Origin of the sequence: Anoxybacteroides rupiense (genome assembly GCF_014196195.1) — a bacterium.
Lineage (GTDB): Bacteria > Bacillota > Bacilli > Bacillales > Anoxybacillaceae > Anoxybacteroides > Anoxybacteroides rupiense.
This window is the reverse complement of sequence record NZ_JACIDF010000002.1, coordinates 187,619-208,126: the sequence shown is the minus strand read 5'-3', so window position 1 is coordinate 208,126 and position 20,508 is coordinate 187,619. Positions and strand designations below refer to the sequence as shown.

General features: G+C 42.4%; 23 protein-coding genes. 15 read left to right on the top strand and 8 right to left on the bottom strand.

Annotation, left to right across the window (positions count from 1 at the left end; all coding sequences use genetic code 11):
* Window positions 1-107 precede the first annotated feature (107 nt).
* From sigX to GGQ95_RS04575, 3 genes are all read left to right on the top strand, one after another.
* Window positions 108-656, top strand: coding sequence for an RNA polymerase sigma factor SigX (sigX, locus tag GGQ95_RS04585; RefSeq protein ID WP_080862377.1), 549 nt, complete (start codon window positions 108-110; stop codon window positions 654-656).
* Window positions 634-1,761 carry an RsiX family anti-sigma factor gene (locus GGQ95_RS04580; RefSeq protein ID WP_080862378.1) on the top strand — a complete coding sequence of 376 codons (1,128 nt, stop codon included), beginning with the start codon at window positions 634-636 and terminating at the stop codon, window positions 1,759-1,761. Before sigX ends, GGQ95_RS04580 begins: the two co-directional genes overlap by 23 nt.
* Window positions 1,762-2,056: 295 nt before the next feature.
* Window positions 2,057-2,869: a histidinol-phosphatase gene (locus GGQ95_RS04575; protein WP_080862379.1), complete on the top strand. Its 813-nt coding sequence runs from the start codon at window positions 2,057-2,059 to the stop codon at window positions 2,867-2,869.
* A 258-nt stretch (window positions 2,870-3,127) separates the two neighbouring features.
* Here GGQ95_RS04575 and serA read toward each other — a convergent pair whose 3' ends face one another.
* The 3 genes from serA to GGQ95_RS04560 form a co-directional block, all read right to left on the bottom strand.
* On the bottom strand, window positions 3,128-4,702 hold the full coding sequence (gene serA, locus GGQ95_RS04570) for a phosphoglycerate dehydrogenase (protein WP_183186431.1): 1,575 nt from the start codon (window positions 4,700-4,702) through the stop codon (window positions 3,128-3,130).
* Window positions 4,703-4,885: 183 nt separating this feature from the next.
* Window positions 4,886-5,386 carry an inorganic diphosphatase gene (locus GGQ95_RS04565; protein ID WP_044742214.1) on the bottom strand — a complete coding sequence of 167 codons (501 nt, stop codon included), beginning with the start codon at window positions 5,384-5,386 and terminating at the stop codon, window positions 4,886-4,888.
* Between the two features lie 527 nt (window positions 5,387-5,913).
* The gene (locus GGQ95_RS04560; protein WP_044742215.1) at window positions 5,914-6,162 is read right to left on the bottom strand and encodes a ferredoxin; all 249 of its coding nucleotides are present in this window, start codon (window positions 6,160-6,162) and stop codon (window positions 5,914-5,916) included.
* Window positions 6,163-6,765: 603 nt separating this feature from the next.
* On the opposite strand from GGQ95_RS04560, the gene GGQ95_RS04555 reads away from it, so the two are divergent.
* The 5 genes from GGQ95_RS04555 to GGQ95_RS04535 all read left to right on the top strand — a co-directional run bounded on the left by GGQ95_RS04555 (window position 6,766) and on the right by GGQ95_RS04535 (window position 11,023).
* Window positions 6,766-7,827, top strand: a complete 1,062-nt coding sequence (locus GGQ95_RS04555; RefSeq protein WP_066145541.1) for a YpbB family protein — start codon at window positions 6,766-6,768, stop codon at window positions 7,825-7,827.
* Window positions 7,814-9,322, top strand: a complete 1,509-nt coding sequence (locus GGQ95_RS04550) for a RecQ family ATP-dependent DNA helicase (RefSeq protein WP_066145538.1) — start codon at window positions 7,814-7,816, stop codon at window positions 9,320-9,322. Before GGQ95_RS04555 ends, GGQ95_RS04550 begins: the two co-directional genes overlap by 14 nt.
* Window positions 9,306-9,896, top strand: a complete 591-nt coding sequence (locus GGQ95_RS04545; protein WP_183186430.1) for a CPBP family intramembrane glutamic endopeptidase — start codon at window positions 9,306-9,308, stop codon at window positions 9,894-9,896. Before GGQ95_RS04550 ends, GGQ95_RS04545 begins: the two co-directional genes overlap by 17 nt.
* Before the next feature lie 11 nt (window positions 9,897-9,907).
* Entirely contained in the window at window positions 9,908-10,486 is a 579-nt protein-coding gene (locus GGQ95_RS04540; RefSeq protein WP_066145532.1) for a LysM peptidoglycan-binding domain-containing protein, read from the top strand.
* Window positions 10,487-10,621: 135 nt separating this feature from the next.
* Window positions 10,622-11,023: a DUF2663 family protein gene (locus GGQ95_RS04535; RefSeq protein WP_066146504.1), complete on the top strand. Its 402-nt coding sequence runs from the start codon at window positions 10,622-10,624 to the stop codon at window positions 11,021-11,023.
* Between the two features lie 70 nt (window positions 11,024-11,093).
* On the opposite strand, the gene GGQ95_RS04530 is transcribed toward GGQ95_RS04535, so the two are convergent.
* Genes GGQ95_RS04530 through GGQ95_RS04520 form a run of 3 tightly spaced genes read right to left on the bottom strand, consistent with a single transcriptional unit; the run spans window position 11,094 to window position 12,176 of the window.
* On the bottom strand, window positions 11,094-11,663 hold the full coding sequence (locus tag GGQ95_RS04530) for a manganese catalase family protein (protein ID WP_066145530.1): 570 nt from the start codon (window positions 11,661-11,663) through the stop codon (window positions 11,094-11,096).
* 25 nt (window positions 11,664-11,688) lie between these two features.
* Window positions 11,689-11,949: a spore coat protein CotJB gene (locus GGQ95_RS04525; protein WP_044742221.1), complete on the bottom strand. Its 261-nt coding sequence runs from the start codon at window positions 11,947-11,949 to the stop codon at window positions 11,689-11,691.
* Complete coding sequence (locus tag GGQ95_RS04520) at window positions 11,946-12,176, bottom strand: spore coat associated protein CotJA (RefSeq protein WP_044742222.1); 231 nt, start codon at window positions 12,174-12,176, stop codon at window positions 11,946-11,948. The genes GGQ95_RS04525 and GGQ95_RS04520 overlap by 4 nt, the downstream gene beginning before the upstream one ends.
* Before the next feature lie 91 nt (window positions 12,177-12,267).
* Between GGQ95_RS04520 and GGQ95_RS04515 the strand changes: the two genes are divergently transcribed.
* The 7 genes from GGQ95_RS04515 (at window position 12,268) to kapB (ending at window position 18,679) form a co-directional block, all read left to right on the top strand.
* The gene (locus GGQ95_RS04515) at window positions 12,268-12,663 is read left to right on the top strand and encodes a hypothetical protein (RefSeq protein WP_080862384.1); all 396 of its coding nucleotides are present in this window, start codon (window positions 12,268-12,270) and stop codon (window positions 12,661-12,663) included.
* Window positions 12,664-12,677: 14 nt separating this feature from the next.
* Window positions 12,678-13,454, top strand: a complete 777-nt coding sequence (locus tag GGQ95_RS04510; protein WP_139788138.1) for a metallophosphoesterase — start codon at window positions 12,678-12,680, stop codon at window positions 13,452-13,454.
* 610 nt (window positions 13,455-14,064) lie between these two features.
* Window positions 14,065-14,652, top strand: a complete 588-nt coding sequence (locus tag GGQ95_RS04505) for a genetic competence negative regulator (protein WP_066145521.1) — start codon at window positions 14,065-14,067, stop codon at window positions 14,650-14,652.
* A gap of 253 nt (window positions 14,653-14,905) precedes the next feature.
* Window positions 14,906-16,183: a Glu/Leu/Phe/Val family dehydrogenase gene (locus GGQ95_RS04500; protein ID WP_044742226.1), complete on the top strand. Its 1,278-nt coding sequence runs from the start codon at window positions 14,906-14,908 to the stop codon at window positions 16,181-16,183.
* A 72-nt stretch (window positions 16,184-16,255) separates the two neighbouring features.
* Complete coding sequence (locus GGQ95_RS04495) at window positions 16,256-17,248, top strand: YpdA family putative bacillithiol disulfide reductase (RefSeq protein ID WP_080862386.1); 993 nt, start codon at window positions 16,256-16,258, stop codon at window positions 17,246-17,248.
* A gap of 34 nt (window positions 17,249-17,282) precedes the next feature.
* Window positions 17,283-18,254: an asparaginase gene (locus GGQ95_RS04490; RefSeq protein WP_080862387.1), complete on the top strand. Its 972-nt coding sequence runs from the start codon at window positions 17,283-17,285 to the stop codon at window positions 18,252-18,254.
* A gap of 38 nt (window positions 18,255-18,292) precedes the next feature.
* Window positions 18,293-18,679, top strand: coding sequence for a kinase-associated lipoprotein KapB (gene kapB / locus GGQ95_RS04485; RefSeq protein ID WP_066146501.1), 387 nt, complete (start codon window positions 18,293-18,295; stop codon window positions 18,677-18,679).
* 187 nt (window positions 18,680-18,866) lie between these two features.
* Here kapB and GGQ95_RS04480 read toward each other — a convergent pair whose 3' ends face one another.
* Both GGQ95_RS04480 and GGQ95_RS04475 read right to left on the bottom strand, forming a co-directional pair.
* Entirely contained in the window at window positions 18,867-19,187 is a 321-nt protein-coding gene (locus tag GGQ95_RS04480) for a DUF1033 family protein (RefSeq protein ID WP_139788126.1), read from the bottom strand.
* A 355-nt stretch (window positions 19,188-19,542) separates the two neighbouring features.
* The gene (locus GGQ95_RS04475; RefSeq protein ID WP_183186429.1) at window positions 19,543-20,400 is read right to left on the bottom strand and encodes a TetR/AcrR family transcriptional regulator; all 858 of its coding nucleotides are present in this window, start codon (window positions 20,398-20,400) and stop codon (window positions 19,543-19,545) included.
* Between the last annotated feature and the right edge of the window lie 108 nt (window positions 20,401-20,508).

Sequence of the window (20,508 nt, the reverse complement as noted above, 5' to 3'; positions counted from 1 at the left end):
GAAGAATATCTGTCATGTTCTTCCTTTTTTTATTGTAAAATTTTTAGGGAGCCTGTAACGAAACGGATAATTTTAACGACGAATATGGCAGAGCGGGAGGAAAAAGAATGGATTCCGTTTTTGACGAACTATATGAAAAATATCATCATGATCTGTTTCAATTTTTATTTTATATGGTGCGAGATCGCGAGCAAGCGGAAGATCTTGTTCAAGAAGTATACATAAAAGTGTTGAATTCATATGGACGTTTTGAAGGGCGCAGCAGCGAAAGAACATGGCTGCTATCGATTGCGCGCCATGTCGCCATCGATTTTTTTCGAAAGCAGAGAAGCTGGAGGGCTAAAATCATTGGATCATTTGATTGGACAGCTAAGCCCATTCAGGATCCGCAGGCGTTACCTGAGGAAGTAGCGCTGCAAAAAGAAGAAATTCAATTGATGTATCAATGTCTGGAAAGGTGCACGTTTGATCAAAGAAGCGTGCTGGTGCTTCGATTTATTCAAGGGCTATCGGTTTCAGAAACGGCTGAGGCGCTAGGATGGACGGAAAGCAAAGTAAAAACGACTCAGCATCGGGCGCTAAAGCATCTAAGACAGCAAATGGAGGAAGAGGCAGCGAAGGGAGGATGGCATCATGAAAAAATTCCAATGGAGTGAAGACGATATTCAAGTAGTGCTCAAGCAGATGCCGCTGGTGCATGACCGCCGCTCTAAAGAAGAGATTTATAACCAGATGCTTAAAAAGAAAAAAATAATTCGGAAAAATGGGCGAATCGTCTCCGCTCTTGTTTCTGTTGCTGCTGTTTGCTTTTTTATGATGATCGGTGCTTCTTTGAACTTGTCTTCGTCATCCAAAAAGGACAAAGCAGAAGAACATGAAAACGAAATGAAGGTGTTGATGAATGCGGAAGAATCGTCCCCAAAGCAAGCGGTGATGATGAGTACAGATTCAGCGGACAAAGTGGCTTCTCGCGTTGTTAAAGATCGTAAAGTGGTGGTTTTAGCGCTCCCGGATCTTAATAGAAAAGCGGTGATTCCCGTTAGCGTTTCTGCTTCACCAAACGAACATTCTCGAGAACGGCAGCTTCAATTTGCCAAAGAACAATTGCCAGGACAATTAGGGCTAGATAACCATTGGTTTGATCGAATAACGTTTTCTAATGCTTCTGGCGATCAGACTGAATGGGCGGTACACGTTGCGAAAAAACATCCGGTTTTTTCTAATGATCCGGCCGTGACGACGGTGTTTCTTTCTAGCATTGAAGAAACGATCCGTTGGCTTGGAGGAACGAATGTCCAATTTTTCACAGAACATAAAAAAGGAATTAATTTGCCATCTATCGGTCGTCTGGAATCGTTGCGTGTCTCTCACAAAAAACGGGCGTATTATTTTTATCAGTCCGATCCGTCCCATCCTTTGTTTCTCGCACCATCGACTGAGCCTTTTTCAACTATTGAAGATGCATTTCAAAGCATGCAAAGGATGAAAAGCGCCATTTTTCGTCCGTCTATTTCGCAACATGTACACATCATGGATATACAAAAACAAGGCAAGCATCTTATTGTTCAATTTACGCCCAGCTCTGTTTTGAACGAATCGGCTGCATCTCAATGGATGCTTGAAGCAATGCTGCTGACCGCGAGAGAATTTGGTTTTCATTCTGTTACGTTTTTGGGAGGCAACACGGAACAGGTGGGGCCTTATCGGTTGGGAGAAAGCATCCGTGTCCCGATTGCGCCGAATCCTCTATCCACACGCTAGCGAAAAACATCGGTGGTGGTGGAGGTTTTATTACAGTTTCGTAAAAACTGAAAGCGGACAGTTCTAATTGCTTCTCTTTTCACATAATACATATATGGTCAAAGGAATGAAAGGAGAGGGATTAGGCGATGGAAGATGTAATGAAACGGCTGCTTGCGGTGGCTGGCATGGTCATGTGTATTCGCTTGTTATTTTTCATTGGTCTTGCTGGATAATGGGTGAAAATTCAGGCAAATCATTGTCCTTCCGCTTAACAATAAGATATAATGAGGAAAACACAGTGGGAGGAGATTGTATGCTGACAGATTACCATAATCATTTGGAAAGGGGAACGCTGACGCTTGATTATTTAAAGCAATTCACCGACGAAGCGAAACGGAAAGGCATTCAGCATTTTGGCATTTCTGAGCATGCGTATCATTTTTATCAAACGAAAAACATTCTTTCCAACCCTTGGGTCGAAGAGCGGAGATATTATGATATGGCTGACTATGTCCGTTTGTTTCATGAGGCATGGGATGCGGGGATCGATGTGAAAATGTCGATTGAAATGGACTATACACCAGGAAAGCATGCAGAAATGGCGGCATTTATTCAAGCGTATGATTTTGACTATGTCATCGGTTCAATTCATTGGATCGATGATTTTGGCATTGATTTGGCTGAGTATCGAAAAGAATGGGAGCGTCGCGATTTATATGATACATATCGAAAATATTTCGATCAAGTTGTAACCTTGGCGGAATCGAACTTGTTCGATGTTATTGGGCATTTGGATCTAGTGAAAATCTTTAATTACGTGCCCAAAGATGAAGAGTTTTTGTATGAGCAGTATGACAGGGCGACAACCGCTCTTGCCAATTCGAAAACGTGCGTGGAAATCAGCACGGCGGGCTTGCGCAAACCTGTAGGCGAACTGTACCCTGACAGACGCTTATTGCAAATGTGCCATGATAAACGAATTCCTATTGTGCTTTCATCAGATGCTCATGTTCCTGAACATGTTGGCGCTGATTTTGACCAAGCGATTGCGCTTGCTCGCGAAGTGGGCTATACAGAGTTGATCACCTTCCATAAAGGTGAGCGGCAGGCGGTTCCGCTAGGATAATCAAAGAAAACGGCCGAATTTGCTAGCGGCAGGTCGGGACTTTTATCGTATCCCGACAGAAGACGCTCTTTCAGTTTTTCCAAAATTTCCTGATTCGAAGCGAAAATGGGAGGAGTTCAAAGGAAGGACGAATTCAAGGAGCGGCTTCTTCCTTTAGAAGCGAATCAACGGAAAATGGCAATGGCTTTTTCATCAAGGAACAAAGGTTAGCCAGTAAAAAGGAGAACGATGGCCCCGTTCTCCTTTTCTATTATTCTTTTATAGCTCCAGTTTTTTCGCTGATTCAATATCTTCAATATCAACCAGTTTTTCTAACAGCTCGTCGTCGAGTGGCTTATCTAACGAAAGCATCATAATCGCTCTTCCGCCGGCTTGTTGCCGTCCTACCTGCATGGTTGCGATATTAGCATGATGGCTGCCTAATACGTTTCCAACCTTTCCGATCATTCCTGGCTTATCTTGATGTTGAATATAGAGAAGATATCCTTCTGGCGCAAAATCGATCGAAAAACCATCAAAATAGACGATGCGGTTTCCGTAATTTGGAATATGAGTGCCCATAATAGTAAATGTTTTATTTTCGCCATACACGGTTAACGAAATGCAGTTGGCATAGCCATGTGTTTGATCAGAAAATTTTTCCCCGAATGTAATGCCGCGCTCTTTAGCGATCATAGCTGCATTGACTTCGTTGACAGTCGAAGCGACACGCGGTTTTAAAAAGCCAGCAAGCAGGCTTCGCGTGATGTAGGTTGTTTCTAAATCAGCCACGGTCCCTGCGTAAGTCACCGTAATCTCTTGAACAGGAAGATTCATATATTGGGAAGCAATCATTCCCATTTTTTTCGCAAGAGTATAGAATGATTGAATTTTTTCGTACAAATCTTTAGACAATGTTGGTAGGTTAATCGAAGATGTAACTGGTTTTCCGTTTAAAAACTGAAGAACTTCCTCTGCTACTTGGGTAGCCACATTAAGCTGTGCTTCTATTGTGGATGCTCCAAGATGCGGTGTGACAATGACGTTATCAAAAGAAAGAAGCGGATGATCTCCAGGAGGCTCTTGTTCAAACACATCAAGAGCAGCCCCAGCGACATGGCCGTTTTCTAAAAATTTGACAAGAGCCTGCTCATCGATGATTCCTCCACGGGCACAGTTTAGCAAGTAAACTCCTTTTTTCGTTTTGGCGAGATTTTTTTCGCCAAGCAGCCCCTTTGTTTCTTTGGTTAGCGGTGTATGTACCGTAATAATATCGGAGAGAGCGAGCACTTCATCAAGCGAGCAAATCGAAACACCAAGCTTTTCCGCCCGTTCCTTCGTTAAGAAAGGATCATATACATGAACATTCATGCCAAATGCGCGCGCACGTTTAGCGACTTCTGAGCCGATTCGGCCGAAGCCGACAATGCCTAAATGTTTGCCGTGCAATTCGGAGCCTACGAAGGCGGAACGGTTCCATTCGCGCGATTTGACAGAAACATGTGCTTGGGGGATGTGACGAACGAGTGCGGCCATCATGGCAAATGTATGCTCAGCTGTGGAAATCGTGTTGCCATTGGGAGCGTTAATGACAACGACACCGTGACGAGTGGCTGCTTCAACATCAATATTATCGACCCCAACCCCTGCGCGGCCGACAATTTTTAAATTTGGCATTTTCACTAAAAGCTCTTCTGTTACTTTTGTAGCGCTGCGGACAAGCAAAGCGTCGAATTCGTGCAATCGCTCTTCGGCTTCTGTTACCTTCTTTTGCACAACTTCAATATGTTCGGATTTTCTGAGGGGGGCTAGACCTTCTTCACTGATTGGATCGGATACTAAAATGCGAAACAAAATGATGCACTCCTTTCAGGAACAACAATTCTGAATTTCTGATAATTTATCATAGGAGAAATAGTCTGTCAACGAAATATCAAGAAGTCATACAAATGTAAGCGTTTTTATAAGAAATGTTCGGAATTTGCTAAAAAGGAAAGCCAAGCGGATGCTTTCCGCTTGGCTTCTCAAGTGATGGATTTATTTTTTTGTTTCTTGGTAGCGGGCGATGCACTCTTCAATTAGCTTAGCCGCAGCTTCTGGACCTTCCCAAGTGCCGATCTCTGTTCGCTTGCCCTGTAAATCTTTGTAGCGTTCAAAGAAGTGAGCGATTTCTTTTAATTTATGCTGCGGGAGGTCTTCGATGCTGCGAACTTCGTCGAAACGAGGATCTTCGACAGGGACACCGATGAGTTTAGCATCTTCTTCTCCACTGTCTACCATATTTAAGTAACCGATGACGCGAGTATCAATAACGCAGCCAGGGAAGGTCGGATTGGTTGTGATGACTAAAATATCAAGCGGATCGCCATCAAGAGCAAGCGTATTCTCTAAATAACCATATTCTGCTGGATAAAACATTGGAGAGAATAATACACGATCTAGTTTAAAGATGCCGCGCTCTTTATCAAATTCATATTTGTTTTGACTGCCTGTCGGAATTTCGATAAACGCTTCTACTACTTTGTTTTCAAACGACATGACACATTTCCTCCTTCTTGTATGTATGCGCTTCTATTATAAAACACAGTAGCAAAATATAGCAATATGCCTGTGGTGCTGAGTGGATGCTGAAAGCTCGTTTCTTGCAAACAGCTCTCATATCCATATGATATAGTCTATGAATCTATTCATTACTCGTGGAGCTAGTTGGGCATTATTAGCCGTGATGATCGATACAACTTGATCTTTCAAACATTGCTCTTGTATGACAGTCGATAGTTGGCGCTCGGTCACGCCAAAGTGTGGCCGTGACAAGTCACCCCCCTCGCCTTTTGACCACGGGCTTTTACAGATACCATTCATTTAAATATATAGCCAATAAGGGAATCGGTTGGATCTGGCGCCACGAATGATGAATGGATATTGAACACATTCACCGATCCATCTCCTATCTCTAAACGAAAGGATTTGTTCCAATGTGCTGGTTTGTTGAGTTCAAGCCGATGGCACTACGAAAAGCAAATAAAATCCCCCTCTTACCTTGTTCAAGAGAGGGGGATGGGGACTTACTCAAACTTGTTTGGATCACCATCAAATGGCTCGTCAGCAACTTTGATGGAGTCAGTTGGACAGCCTTCAAACGCATCCATCATATCATCAAGGAGAATATCTGGAATTTCAACGATTCCTTGGTTATCATCAAGCGTTACATAGGCAATTCCTTCATCATCGTAGTCGTAAATGTCTGGAGCCGCAGCGCCGCAAGCACCGCAAGCAATACAGGTTTCTTTATCAACAATCGTATACTTTGGCATAAAATGACCTCCCCAATTCGATTTGCGCCGGTGAATAGACCGTGCATATGTAACCAAAACATATTCTCTATCCCTATAATAAAGTGCTTTGTCCAACTTTTCAACCTAAAAGTCAAGTGAGAATAGCTCTCATAGCTGTATAGATCAAGCATCGCTGCTAATCTATCCATTGTGAAGTCTTCCAACTCTAAGCGTAGGGGATGGATTCCGAGTTGTCTTTTTGAGATGGTACCCGGGGACTTGTCAAGCGAAGAAGCGGTAAAGACAAGTGATGAAACCCTCGGTCCGCTGCAGCTATCCATCCTCTCTCTATTCGAGCTCCTTAAGTTTATATTTATTATATACACGAACAGGATGAACGTTTCCACTTCATTCGAGTTTTGGTACAATCGATGTAGGCTGGGATCGATATGATAAAAAGATGTAGAATGATGAAGGATGACTGGCGGCTTTTTGAGGATCTGTTCGTTTGCTGGCAACAAAAGCGCGAATGAAGAACAGGGGCAACTTCCGCCATGTCCAAGAAGAAGACCAGAACATCCGCTCGTTCCTGATAGATGCTCATTTTTTGGAGGCAATATGACTTGTAAGAGGCGATGATGGATGGATAGGACCTTGCATTTTCTTCTTTTATTTTGTTTACAGCGTTTTAACGGTGAACGTTCTCTATCGGCTGTTTACCATTTACTTTCAGGAAAGAAATCAGCGCAAACGCTGCAAGATAGCAAATGGTTCCGACTAGAGAAATTATTTGGAGCATATAAGGATGTTTCCGGGTACGAGCTTGAGAAGGCGGCTGCAGAGCTTATGACCGACCAATGTCTCTCACTTGTCGGTGACCGCTCCTATGTATTAACAGAAAAAGGTGACGAGCAGCTTGAACGTTGGCTCCCCTCTGCTCGTTTTTTGCAGCACTTAAATGGATTTTTATATCATTCGGTAGATACATTATTTTGGTACCGGCTGTCGCTTTTTGTGCAGACAATTTCTAACCTTGTTCATAAATGCCGATTTGAACCGATTCATCGACATGAAGCAACATTTGAATGGGTAAAGAGATACATATTTTCACAAAAACGAACAGCTTCTGAATGGGCGCATGCTTTGTATAACGAGCTGGTGGATCTGCTTACAGCGCTGTCGGATGAAGAGGCGGAGATGTTAACGCTACGGCTTACCAGCTTTGAACGGATTGGCTGGACAAATGAGCAGTTAGCCGCTTTCTTCAACAAAGATTCGCTTTACATTCAGCTTATGCTCCAGCATGTTCTTCACTATATGATGGAAAGGCTGGTGCGTGATGCCGCTTCCTTTCCGATTTTGCACGCATTAGCGCGCGATCTCGTTTCTCCTGTTTCGTTGACGCGATCGGCGCAAAAAACGTATGAGTGGCTGCAAAGTCAAAAGGATATTGAAGAAATAGCCCGGATTCGTGGATTAAAACGGAGTACAATTGAAGATCATATTGTGGAAATTGCTGCGAATGTTCCCGGTTTTTCGATTGAACCATTTGTTGATGAAAAAACGAGAAGAAACGTTATGAAAGCAACAAAAGAACTGGGAACCAAACAATTAAGAAAAATCCGTGAGGCTGTTGGAGATCATGTCAGCTATTTTGAAATTCGGTTGATCTTGGCAAAGGCAGGGGAAGCTGGTGAATCTTGAACAATTATTGGAGAAAGCGTTTGGTTATCGTTCGTTTCGACCGGGACAAAAAGAAATTATCGAAGATGTTTTGAAAGGAAACGATGTATTGGCGATGCTGCCAACAGGCGGGGGGAAATCGCTTTGCTATCAGCTTCCTGGTTATATTTTTTCTGGTCGTATTTTAATTATTTCTCCGCTTGTTTCATTGATGGAGGATCAAGTGCAGCAGCTACGAAAGCGCGGGGAAAAGAGAGTGATTGCGATTAATAGCTTTCTAGCAAGCAGTTTGAAGCAGGCGGCGCTGACCGATTTGCGCCCATTTCGCTTCATTTATGCATCTCCAGAAATATTGCAATCACCAAAATGGATAGAAGCCTTACAGAAAGCGGGAATCTCTTTATTTGTTGTGGATGAAGCTCACTGTATTTCACAGTGGGGGCATGATTTCCGTCCTGATTTTTTGAAGCTTGGCCATATTCGCCATCAACTTGGAAATCCGCCTTGTTTAGCATTAACGGCTACAGCACCTCCTGAAGTTATAAATGATATTTTAGCTACATTGCAGCTGAAGCAGGCACAGCTGCACATTCATCCTGTCGATCGTCCGAATATTGCGATGAAGGTGGAGTGTGTTTCATCCGTTGAAGAAAAAATAGAGAGGATATTTCATTATGTAAAAATATTGCAAGGCCCAGGAATGATCTATGTTTCAAGCCGGCAATGGGCCGAGGTCCTTGCCCGCAAACTGCAGGGGGAAGGAATGGAGAAGGTGGCTTATTATCATGGAGGAATGGATGCGGAGCAGCGCATGCTTATTCAACAACAGTTTTTGTGCGATCAACTGCAGCTCGTCTGCTGTACAAGTGCTTTTGGAATGGGCGTAAACAAAGAAAATGTTCGTTATGTGATTCATTTTCATTTGCCCGGGCAAATAGAAGCGTACATGCAAGAAATTGGACGAGCAGGCCGAGATGGGAAAAATAGTGTTGCGATTTTACTGTATACCCATGGCGATGAGGAAATGGTACAATCACTTATAGAAACAGAGCTGCCAGCTCGTGAACAAATTCGGTTGTTTATAGAGCATAAGAGATTTTCAGAACCTGAATGGTCTTCGCAGGTACCTAGTACGATGCTAGGTCTGAGCGACACGCAATGGCGAATTTTGCAGTACATGTTTGAAAGCGAGCAACTAGCTTCGCAGAACCTTGACAAGGTGGAAGCGAACATATTACAAATGATCGAGGCGAGAAGGAGATGGAAGCAAAAAAAGCTACAGCAAATGCTGAAATGGCTGTTCCATTCCTCGTGCCGCCGCCAACAGCTTTTATCGTATTTTGATCAGCGGCTTGTACAAAAGCCAAGCATGTGCTGTGACATATGCGGTTTTTCGCTTCATCACTATGAAAAACGTGCAGCGCAGAACGAAGACACATGGACGTTCCACAGCTGGCAAAAAGAACTGCAGCGAATGTTTTTTGAAATGGGGAGCCTTCATGAGCAGACAAAGTAAACAAATTCAAACCATGAGTGATCGAGAAGTACTGCGTCATTTATATGTGACGCAAGGGCTGCTCCTCATTATTTCCAGCGGGTTAGGCTGGTTTTTGTTGGATGGGACGTCATTCGAACGAATGTGGCGCTGGGAGACCGCGACAGTTGTTTTATACGGGGGCGGTGGCGCGCTTCTGGTACTGGCGCTTGAGTTTTTGCTGCTTCGTTATTTGCCAAAAGAGTGGTATGACGATGGAGGCATTAATGAGAAGCTGTTTCAAACTCGTTCACTTCCTCACTTGCTTTGGCTATGCCTTGTGATCGCTTTTACTGAGGAATGGCTGTTTCGAGGGGTCCTTCAGACACGCTTCGGCTTATTGGCAGCAAGCCTTATTTTTGCTGTTTTACATGTTCGTTATTTGGCAAAATGGTTTTCGTTTATCATGGTGATGCTGCTAAGCTTTTTTCTCGGCTATCTTTATGCTTGGACCGGAATTCTTTGGGTCACCATTTCCGCCCATTTTTTCATTAATTTTGTGCTGGCTGTTCATATTCGCCTTGACTATCTTCAAGCGAAGCATCCAGAGGATTGAGGTGAACAATATTGAAGCATGCTTATGACCAAGCTGAGCTGTTGCGTCAGCAAACCAATGATTGGAGGCAGCCTGAAAAAAAAATGGATGTGCTTGCTCTCCCGTCTCGCAGTGAAGTACATAAACGGAAACGGACGAAACAAAAGAAGAAAAAAAGAAAATGGAAAATCAAATATCCGCTGATCCGGCTATTATTCGTATTTTTTATTCTTTTACCTGTTACGATTTTAATTGTCCATCATCTGTATGATGATGACTTGCCTGTCGTCACGGTGCAAACAAGCAGCAGCTACGAGCCGATTGATATTGAAAGAGAGCAAAGCGAAAGCGAGAAAATACCAAAGCGGCCAACACAGCAGAAGACGATCGTAAAGTCCGATACAGAGAACTCTGAAGCCGCAGAGAAAAAGCAGGAAAAACCGCAAGTCACGACGCATGTCGTCAAAGAAAACGAGACGCTTTTTAGCATTGCGATGGATTACTACAAAACGGAAAAAGGAATGGAGATTATTAAAAAATGGAACCATCTCCAAACCTCACAGCTCCATAAAGGACAGGTTTTGCAAATCCCCAATATTTCATTAAAATGAAGGGACGAATATCGTCTCTTTTTTTGTTCTATTTTATTGTGCTTGTACATAAGATGGAAGTAACCATTTAGTTAAAGGGGAACGGTTGCCGTGGATGAATGGCTTTCGGGACTAAAGGACGAAGTAACAAAGCAAATGCTGCTCGGAGTGATTGAAAAAAAAGAAAAATGGGAGAAATTCAAACAAAAAGTGAAAATGCTACAAATCGTGACAAGTATCGGATTTATATTGTTTTTTATATATATTATATGGGAGATCGCGCCTTTGGGCGGTACGGTTGCTAATGTGATGACACAGTTTTTTGGAAAAGTAGAGCACTTATATGCTTTATTGCTTTTGTTTACGTTGTATTGGGCTATATCATTTTACAAGAACAAATGTGAGAAAGCAGAAGAGGAATTTCATTTGCTGCGCTGTGAAATTATTCAAAAAAGTGCTGAATTATGGAAAAATGAGGAGGAGTGGAAGGAACGGCATAAATGGTTTGAAATGATGAAAGCGAAATATGATATTAACTTATTTTATGAAAATAGCTGAATGAGGCGATCATTCAGCTATTCTCAGTCCTTCGAAAAGCAAACGGATTTTTTTGCACGTCCTGCCGTTATTAAAAAATCTTTTTGCGGTCACGCTCTTCTTTTAAAATTTCAACCGCTTCACGGAATCGCTGAGCATGAACGATTTCTCGCTCGCGTAAAAACCGCAAACCATCATTTAAATCAGGGTCGTCGCTCATATTAATAATCCATTGATAGGTCGCCCTTGCTTTTTCTTCGGCCGCGATATCCTCGTATAAATCAGCGATTGGATCGCCTTTTGCTTGAATATAGGCGGCTGTCCATGGTACCCCTGCGGCGTTGTTATAAAAAAGAGCGCGATCGTGATTGACGTAGTGGGCATCTAAGCCGGCTTCTTTTAACTGTTCAAGGGTTGCATCCTTGGTTAATTTGTAGACCATGGTGGCGATCATTTCTAAATGGGCAAACTCCTCTGTGCCGATATCAGTCAATAATCCAATCACCTTATCAGGAATAGAGTATCGTTGATTTAAGTAGCGAAGAGCGGCCGCAAGCTCGCCATCAGCTCCGCCATATTGCTCAATTAGATATTTCGCTAATTTGGGATTACATGTGCTGACACGCACGGGATACTGTAACTTTTTTTCATAAATCCACATGTTGCTTCCCCCTTGATCTCGTCATTTACACTTGCCATGGCCATGGAGTATCGTCCCAATTCCAAGGGTAGCTCGAATAACTATTGCCGAATTGCTGGAGAGGGCCATAGGTTTCTTCATATTGTTTTTTTAATTGTTTTCTTTTTTGAGCGAATTGGTTAAATTGCTGAATGGCTTGATAATCATTTGGATGAGTGTCAAGGTAGAGAGTTAATTCAACAAGCACAAAATCAACAGCCTGCAATTGTTCAAGCAACTCATAATATTCTTTTGGTAGCTGCTTCATTTGTAATCACCCTTGTTTGCCATTTCGTATGGGCTGTAATAAGGATCGTAAAATACCTTCCAAAGCGTTCCTTTTTGTAATGCTTCATGAGGAGAAAATTGCGGCAAGTTTGGCGGTTGGAAGCCGAGGTACAAATTCGGTGCCGTCACATATGTTTTGACACGGATCGGCGGGCAAGGGTCAAATGGGCTGATATATGGATAGTATTGCTTTCGCGTAGTGAACATGCATACGCCTCCTTTACAATCAAGCTTCAGTCTATGTTTATGCATACGTTTCTTTTTTCATGAATACATGTAAAGAATAGGGAGGGATGAGATGCGGCAGCAGCTTTTTTATGTGGCGGTTGGCTACGTATGTGGCTATTTGATGATTTCCTGGATGCCAGATGTGACTCCGTTTACTTGGGTCAATTTTTTGGCTGATTTTACATTTCGCCCGCTGCACTCATTTTTGGCAATGGCTTGCTTTTTTATTGGCTTTCTTGCCAATGCCATGGCCATCCGAACAATGGTGGAAGGGGCGGTTCAGCTTTTCATTAGGAAAATCGTCAATTGGTATGAATGGCTAGCGAGTTATACGGTAGTGGGCAGCTTTTATTGGTTGTTTCATCTTAATAAACGCTTATCGCTTTTATTTTTCATTTTTTCTGTTGTTTATGGTATGATAGCGGTAGATTTTTCATCTGGTCATCGGTATAAAAAGCTTTTGTAGGAGAAGAATTTATGATGATGCTCGTTCTGTTTTTTTGTATAGGCTTGGTCGCATATATGTGGTGGGAAGCGCACCGAAATCGGATTGTGAACGTACATGTAGCATTTTCCGATTTTCCGAAAAGCTTTCGGGCGTTGACCATCTTTTTTATTTCCGATATTCATCGCCGCCGCGTGTCTAAAAAAATCATTGAGCAAGCGCAGGAGAAGGCAGATATCGTTGTTATTGGCGGAGATTTGACAGAAAAAGGGGTGCCATTGGCACGCACAAAAGAAAATATACGGCGTTTAAAGCAAATTGCGCCGACGTATTTTGTTTGGGGAAATAATGATTATGAAGCGGATTATGAAAGACTGGACGCGCTTTTGCGGCAGGAAGGCATCCATGTTCTAGATAACCGAGCAGTTACGCTTCGGTCCAAAGAAGGAGAAAAAGTAGCATTGATTGGGATTGATGATGTTAGCAAGAGGAAGGCACGCCTTGATTCTGCATTGTTTGGCGTGGAAGAAGAAGCATTCCGCATCATTGCTTGCCATAATCCAGAAATAAAAAGGAAAATTCGTCCCGCTCACCGCATTGCGCTTGTACTCAGCGGGCATACTCACGGGGGGCAAATTCGTTTGGGACGTTTTGGAATTAAGGAAAAAGGGGGGCTGAAACAAATCAAACAAACGGTTCTGTTCATAAGCAACGGATATGGGACAAGGCGCATTCCCTTGCGTTTTGGAGCGCCTGCTGAAGCGAATCTCATTACGATTGAGTGCAAAGCTGAAGATGCTCCAAGAGCCTAGATTTTTCTGCTTTTATCTATAATATACGTCAATATATGTTCATGACGAAAATAGTGATTATTAGGAAAGATAGAAATAGGATTTTATGGAATCGATGACGTTTTCTTATTGGCGAATAGGAAGTGTTTGCAGGATAGCTGCACCTGAACATTTTTACATCATTCACCGAAAAGTCTCCCCCTCTTGACGGAGTGCAGGTGGGGGAGATTTATTTTAGAGCACTTGTGATGCAGAATCAAATGGATTCACTTATGGTCATCGTTTCATGTAATGTCACACTAGCGCCACGGGTATGGGAGCTTCTTTGCTCGGCAACAGGACAAGCTTTGATCGTAATTCTGTCTGGTTTGCAAAGGAATATCGTTGAACAGATCGTGATGTTTGGCTGGAGATTGCATAAAAAATCCGCAAATTCAATTTTATGAACGTTTCTTAAGCTGCTTTGTTGCTTCATAAATGAGGAAGTAAGAAAAAACTACATATTTGCACATATTATGCTTGTCTAAATAGATAAAAACGATGTAAACTCAATAATAACAATAGAACCATTTACAGTTTCTTTCATACAATGAACATAAGAAGATGGCTGTGTAGGTAAGGAGGGGTGTTGATGCGCCTTGAACGCTTAACCCACAACAAAATAAAAATTTTCCTCACCTTTGATGATTTAATGGATCGCGGCTTAACGAAAGATGATTTATGGAAAGACACGTTTAAAGTGCAGCAATTGTTTCGCGACATGATTGAGGAAGCCAACGAAGAACTTGGTTTTGAAGTAAATGGCTCCATTGCGGTGGAAGTATACTCTTTACCGGCACAGGGAATGGTTGTGATCGTAACGAGCGAAGACCAAGAGCATGATTTTGACGAAGAGTTTGCTGATGATTATATTGAAATGCAAGTGACGCTCGATGAGAGCGAGGATATATTTTATGAGTTCCAAACGTTTGAAGATGTCATCCAGTTGGCTCATCGTCTTTATGCTATTGGCTGCGTGGACGGCACGCTGTATTCGTATAATCAACGCTTTTATTTGCACGTCTCAGAAGAGCCGCCTGTTGCTGCCGATGATTTTATCGCTATATTAGCGGAGTTTGGCAGCTCATCGACGATCACGATTCATCGTGTTGCAGAATATGGAAAAAAAATAATGGACCATCGTGCCATTGAACAACTTGTTCGATATTTTCCGGCTTAATCGCTTTTTTGATTCAGACTCCTGAGCAAAGGAGTCTGATTTTTATTTTTTCAGAAAACATTATACAATGGATGTATAGAACGAGGCTGAAAAATACAGTTGTTGATATAGTAAAGAATGTAAGCGGTTGCAAATCAAGAAAAACAAATAAAAAATTGATTTTTTTACTTTGCATAAACAAGAGGAAGGTGTATACTATGACATGAAAGGTGGACAATATCATTATCAAGTGATTTGTATGGGAGGTTTACGTATGGTAGCCGACAAGCATACCAGCGAAGAAAAGCAAGAAGAAAAACACGACGTGTTAAAAGCAACGCAAATCGTCATACATAGAGCGTTGGAAAAGCTCGGTTATCCTGAAGAGGTATATGAGCTATTAAAAGAGCCGATTCGCATGCTGACAGTGAAAATTCCTGTGCGCATGGATGACGGTACTGTAAAAATTTTTACCGGCTACCGTGCCCAACATAACGATGCGGTTGGACCAACAAAAGGGGGTATCCGCTTTCATCCGAACGTTACAGAACGTGAAGTGAAAGCGTTATCGATTTGGATGAGCTTAAAATGCGGGATTGTTGATTTACCGTATGGCGGCGGAAAAGGCGGGATTGTTTGCGATCCGCGCAATATGTCGTTCCGTGAGCTAGAGCGGCTAAGCCGCGGATATGTCCGCGCAATCAGCCAAATCGTCGGGCCGACAAAAGACATTCCGGCTCCAGATGTCTTTACGAACTCGCAAATTATGGCATGGATGATGGATGAGTATAGCCGTATTGACGAGTTTAATTCTCCTGGATTCATTACAGGAAAACCGCTTGTGTTGGGTGGTTCACACGGTCGTGAAACAGCCACAGCGAAAGGGGTCACGATTTGCATTCGCGAAGCTGCGAAAAAGCGCGGCATTCAACTGGAAGGCGCGCGTGTTGTTGTGCAAGGATTCGGAAATGCAGGCAGCTTTTTAGCGAAGTTTATGCATGATGCCGGCGCAAAAGTGATCGGTATTTCCGATGCATATGGCGCGCTTTACGATCCGAACGGCTTGGATATTGATTACTTGCTTGACCGTCGAGATAGCTTTGGAACTGTCACGAAGCTATTTAAAAATACAATAACCAATAAAGAGCTTTTAGAGCTAGAGTGCGATATCTTAGTTCCAGCAGCAATTGAAAACCAAATTACTGAAGAAAATGCCCACAACATCAAAGCGAAAATTGTTGTTGAAGCGGCTAACGGTCCAACAACGCTGGAAGCGACAGAAATTTTAACACAGCGTGGCGTTCTCATCGTTCCAGATGTATTGGCAAGCGCCGGCGGTGTAACCGTTTCTTACTTTGAATGGGTGCAAAACAATCAAGGGTACTATTGGACAGAGGAAGAAGTTGAAGAAAAACTTGAAAAAGTGATGATAAAAGCATTCAACAACGTGTATGAAACCGCTCAGACACGCCGAGTGGATATGCGCTTGGCCGCTTATATGGTTGGCGTTAGAAAAATGGCCGAAGCTTGCCGTTTCCGCGGATGGATTTAATTGAAATCTATACAAAAATCCCCTATCATTTTTTAGGTAGGGGATTTTTTATTGCCTCAAGGAGGGAAAGAAATGAAGCAAGAAAAAATCATTATTGTCGGTGGAGGGCCATGCGGACTTGCTGCTGCTATTGCTATGCAGGATGCGGGCTATACGCCGTTAGTGATAGAAAAAGGGAATATCGTCAATGCCATTTATCATTATCCGACACATCAAACGTTTTTTAGCACTAGCGACCGCCTGGAAATTGGTGGGGTGCCATTTATTACGGAAAATCGCAAGCCAAAGCGTAACCAAGCGCTCGCTTACTATCGCGAAGTTGTGACGCGCAAGCAAATTCGCGTTTATGCGTTTGAAAAGGTGGAACAGGTTGTCAAACAGGAAAACGGAAAGTTTGCTGTCAGGACCACAAAAGATCAATACGAAGCCGATTACGTCATTATTGCGACAGGATATTATGACAATCCTAATTATATGAATGTTCCTGGAGAAGAATTGCCTAAAGTGATGCATTATTTTAAGGAAGGACATCCATATTATAATACAGACTGTGTGGTGATTGGCGGAAAGAATTCAAGTGTTGATGCAGCTCTGGAGCTAGTAAAGGCAGGGGCTCGAGTAACGGTACTGTATCGTGGCAGCGCTTATTCGTCAAGCATTAAGCCTTGGATTTTGCCGGAATTTGATGCGCTTGTGCGCCATGGCACAATTAAAATGGAATTTAATGCCCATGTAAAGGAAATTACAGAAGACGCCGTCATTTATGAAGTGGACGGGGAATGGAAGAAGATAAAAAATGATTTTGTATTTGCGATGACCGGTTATCGCCCCGATCATGAATTTTTAAAAAGCATGGGTGTGGGCATTGATGCAGAAACAGGTCGGCCGCTTTATGATCCGGATACGATGGAAACGAATGTGGCTGGCATTTTTATTGCCGGAGTGATTGCTGCGGGAAACAATGCCAATGAAATTTTCATTGAAAACGGTCGGTTTCATGGTGAGCAAATTGCCGCTTGCATCGTTGCACGCGAAAAAGCGGCTGAGGTTCGCTTAGAGCTGTAAACGGGAGACTAAAAGGGGTATAGGTGATCTAAACGTGAAAAAACGAAAAGTGGTTCTTATTACAACCGGCGGTACGATCGCTAGCAAACTGAATGCTGCATCAGGACGTTTATCTGCCGGAGTGCTAACCGGCGAGGAGCTTGCTTCGATGTGTCATTTGCCCAAAGATATTGAAGTCGTTATTGAGAGTGTTTTTCAACTGCCAAGCATGCATATGACGTTTTCGAATTTGGTGCATTTGAAGGAACGGATTGAATATTATTTCCAAGATCGTTCAGTCGATGGGGTCGTGGTCACGCATGGCACGGATACGCTTGAAGAAACAGCCTATTTTTTAGATTTGACGATTGCTGATGAGCGCACAGTTGTGGTGACTGGCTCTCAACGATCTCCAGTTGATTTAGGGAGCGATGTCTATATTAATATTCGGCATGCCATATACGTCGCATGCGCCAACGAGTTAAGGGGAGCAGGAACGGTTGTTGTTTTTAATGAGCGCATTTTTCCAGCCAAATATGTAAAAAAAGAGCATGCATCGAATATCCAAGGCTTTAATGCTTTTGGATTTGGTTATTTGGGAATTATTGATAACGATGAAGTGTATGTATATCAAAAGCCGGTGAAAAGGGAGCATTATAAGCTTGTGCGCGAGATCCCGGAAGTGGATATTATTAAATGCTATTTGGAAGCGGACGGGAAGTTTATTAAAGCAGCAAGGGAAAGCGGCGTTGCTGGAATAGTGCTTGAGGGGGTTGGCCGTGGACAAGTCGCGCCGAAAATGGCTGAAGAGATCGAGAGAGCCATTAAGCAAGGCATTAAAGTTGTCATCACAACCAGCGCAGAAGAAGGAGCGGTATATACGACCTATGATTATTTAGGCAGCGCGTATGATTTATATAAAAAAGGCGTGATATTAGGGAGCGATTACGATTCAAAAAAAGCGCGAATGAAACTGGCGGTTGCTTTAGCAGCGGATTGCGACATAGCGAATATTTTTGAACAGTAAAGAATGGCGGCTTTGCCTTGGGAAGGGAGCGGAAAATGATGAGCGAGTCATTAAAAAGAGGAGACCTAGTGATCGGTATTTACAAGACAGGAAAATATATTGGAGAAATTACCGATATACGCCCACAGCATTATTTAGTGCGTGTCAAAAGCGTGTTAAAGCATCCGATGCAAGGAGATCTGCATCAGCCGAAGCAGGCTGATGTCCCTCTCTTTCATGAGCGGCGTGCGCTTGCTTTCAATGAACAAGCGAATATGCCGAAGCCAATGGTACGTTTATACGAGGGAGAAGTGCTCGACTATCACGAATCATTAAAGCAAGCGGTCGATGCTATGAAAGAAGAACTGCTCGCAGACGGCAGCGAATGGGCCCTAAAAAGTTTGGAGAACGTAAAAGTATTGGAGCAAGATTATTTTCGCGAATAACACTTTCAGCTTACAGTGGAAAAATTTAATCATAATTGAAGAGAAATGTTTTTTCCATCCGAATCGATCTAAACAATGGCCGGAATTTGTAAAAAACGCTGGAGCATGCCCCAGCGTTTTTTACTGTCATTCCTATTAGGCAAGAGAGACAGCGTGTCTTTTTACATTTTCGAAAAGATGGATTTTGTTAATCCATGTGGCTAGGTTCAAACAGACGATCTTGATAAAAGAGCAAAATACCATGATACACTTGCAAAAACTCGTCACACGCTTCGCAGTACACTTCCTCGCCATCGTTCCAAAAACAGGCGATGGATGATCCTTTGATTTGATAGTGATCAAATCGTTGGCGATGCGCTTCAACGAGCGCCTTGTATTGTGCCATCGCTTCTTTTGAATTGGTGAATTGCTTTTGTTCTTTAATTTGCTTCTCCCAGCCATCGAGAAAATACCATGGTTCAACTTCTCCTTCAGTAATAAGGATGGACCAGTGTTTTTGATTTTCCATCGTGCTTTCAGTATCCTTTCCGTTCGATTCTATTTTTATTTTATCATATTCATCGGGAATTCGTGGTGCAAGACCCAATCGCTTCACTTATGGTTCTTGTTATTGCGTAAGATAATGGAGGAGATGTGTAAAACACGATGGGAAGACCAGCTCTAAACCAATAAAGTAGTCTGTGATGGTGTTGTTCACTGGGAGCAAATGTTGAAGGATCGAATGATTGGCATGTAATGTCCAACTAATGCCACGAGTCCCCCGTCTCTGGGTACCTTGTAGGAAAGTGCTAGACAGATGATGGGGCAGGACAAGGATCGCGCCAGAAATAAAAAGCACCTAAAGGAATCGCTCCTTTAGATGCTTATTTGATTTGGAAATAATCAGCCATCTGATTGACGAAATAGCGCAGCTCTGGATATTCATAGAGATTGGCCAGCATTCCCTTAATAACGGGTATTCTTGGTTGTTCAGCCATGATTTCCGCTTCTAAAACTTCAATCGAAATCGTGAATTGTTCATCATGAAGGATTGGACGGCTTATGTCTTTTATCTTTTTTAAAATATCTAACGGATGATCCGGCGGTTGAGGATGATCCAATATTTTGTTTAGGGTATCAGCGGGAATGATGGGATCTTCTTGTTTTGCCAGCATTCCTTTTATTAAATCATCAGTTGTTTGTAAAATGTATTTTGCTAACTTTTCTTCATCCACTCTCACTCCATTTTCCAAAACGAGAAATTGAATGAATGAAAAAAAGATTCCTTGAATGATAATGTTGGCATCGACTATATATTTGTCAATGGCTCGTCCATAAATTTTTTTTAGGTTGGTTGTAAAAAAATGAAAAAAATCACTTCTTATATCTTGTAACAGCGCTTCAATTTTTTGATTATGTTCTTTTAAATTTTCATGCATCTGCGTGATAAATATCTCTTTATGCTCCAAAATTTCTTTCAATTGAACCGACAGTTGTTTCATAAAACGTTTTTTGGGATCATCATAAACGGTCTCGATTTGCTTTGTTTTTTCCTTTAAATGATTAAAAAACTGTTCCAATAATTTAATTAACAACTCGTCTTTTGATTTGAAATAAAAATAAAAGGAGCCTTTCGGAATGCCGCATGCATTGGTAATATCTTGGATGGAGGTGGAAGATACACCTTTGCGGGCAAATAATTTCATTGCAGCTTCAATAATTAAGCGTTCTTTTTCTTTCACAGAAACACCCCTTATTGATTGTCGGAAAAATGCCATTCATTTCGTTGACTTGTAGTTAACCGGTCAATTATAATGACTATGTAGTCAACTCTCTATCAGTATGGATAA

Coding starts and splice junctions, on each gene's coding strand:
- sigX (WP_080862377.1), top strand. CDS start 108: ATGGATTCCGTTTTTGACGAACTATATGAAAAATATCATCATGATCTG.
- GGQ95_RS04580 (WP_080862378.1), top strand. CDS start 634: ATGAAAAAATTCCAATGGAGTGAAGACGATATTCAAGTAGTGCTCAAG.
- GGQ95_RS04575 (WP_080862379.1), top strand. CDS start 2,057: ATGCTGACAGATTACCATAATCATTTGGAAAGGGGAACGCTGACGCTT.
- GGQ95_RS04565 (WP_044742214.1), bottom strand. CDS start 5,386: ATGTCGTTTGAAAACAAAGTAGTAGAAGCGTTTATCGAAATTCCGACA.
- GGQ95_RS04560 (WP_044742215.1), bottom strand. CDS start 6,162: ATGCCAAAGTATACGATTGTTGATAAAGAAACCTGTATTGCTTGCGGT.
- GGQ95_RS04555 (WP_066145541.1), top strand. CDS start 6,766: ATGGATAGGACCTTGCATTTTCTTCTTTTATTTTGTTTACAGCGTTTT.
- GGQ95_RS04545 (WP_183186430.1), top strand. CDS start 9,306: ATGAGCAGACAAAGTAAACAAATTCAAACCATGAGTGATCGAGAAGTA.
- GGQ95_RS04535 (WP_066146504.1), top strand. CDS start 10,622: ATGCTGCTCGGAGTGATTGAAAAAAAAGAAAAATGGGAGAAATTCAAA.
- GGQ95_RS04530 (WP_066145530.1), bottom strand. CDS start 11,663: ATGTGGATTTATGAAAAAAAGTTACAGTATCCCGTGCGTGTCAGCACA.
- GGQ95_RS04525 (WP_044742221.1), bottom strand. CDS start 11,949: ATGAAGCAGCTACCAAAAGAATATTATGAGTTGCTTGAACAATTGCAG.
- GGQ95_RS04520 (WP_044742222.1), bottom strand. CDS start 12,176: ATGTTCACTACGCGAAAGCAATACTATCCATATATCAGCCCATTTGAC.
- GGQ95_RS04515 (WP_080862384.1), top strand. CDS start 12,268: ATGCGGCAGCAGCTTTTTTATGTGGCGGTTGGCTACGTATGTGGCTAT.
- GGQ95_RS04510 (WP_139788138.1), top strand. CDS start 12,678: ATGATGCTCGTTCTGTTTTTTTGTATAGGCTTGGTCGCATATATGTGG.
- GGQ95_RS04505 (WP_066145521.1), top strand. CDS start 14,065: ATGCGCCTTGAACGCTTAACCCACAACAAAATAAAAATTTTCCTCACC.
- GGQ95_RS04500 (WP_044742226.1), top strand. CDS start 14,906: ATGGTAGCCGACAAGCATACCAGCGAAGAAAAGCAAGAAGAAAAACAC.
- GGQ95_RS04495 (WP_080862386.1), top strand. CDS start 16,256: ATGAAGCAAGAAAAAATCATTATTGTCGGTGGAGGGCCATGCGGACTT.
- kapB (WP_066146501.1), top strand. CDS start 18,293: ATGAGCGAGTCATTAAAAAGAGGAGACCTAGTGATCGGTATTTACAAG.
- GGQ95_RS04480 (WP_139788126.1), bottom strand. CDS start 19,187: ATGGAAAATCAAAAACACTGGTCCATCCTTATTACTGAAGGAGAAGTT.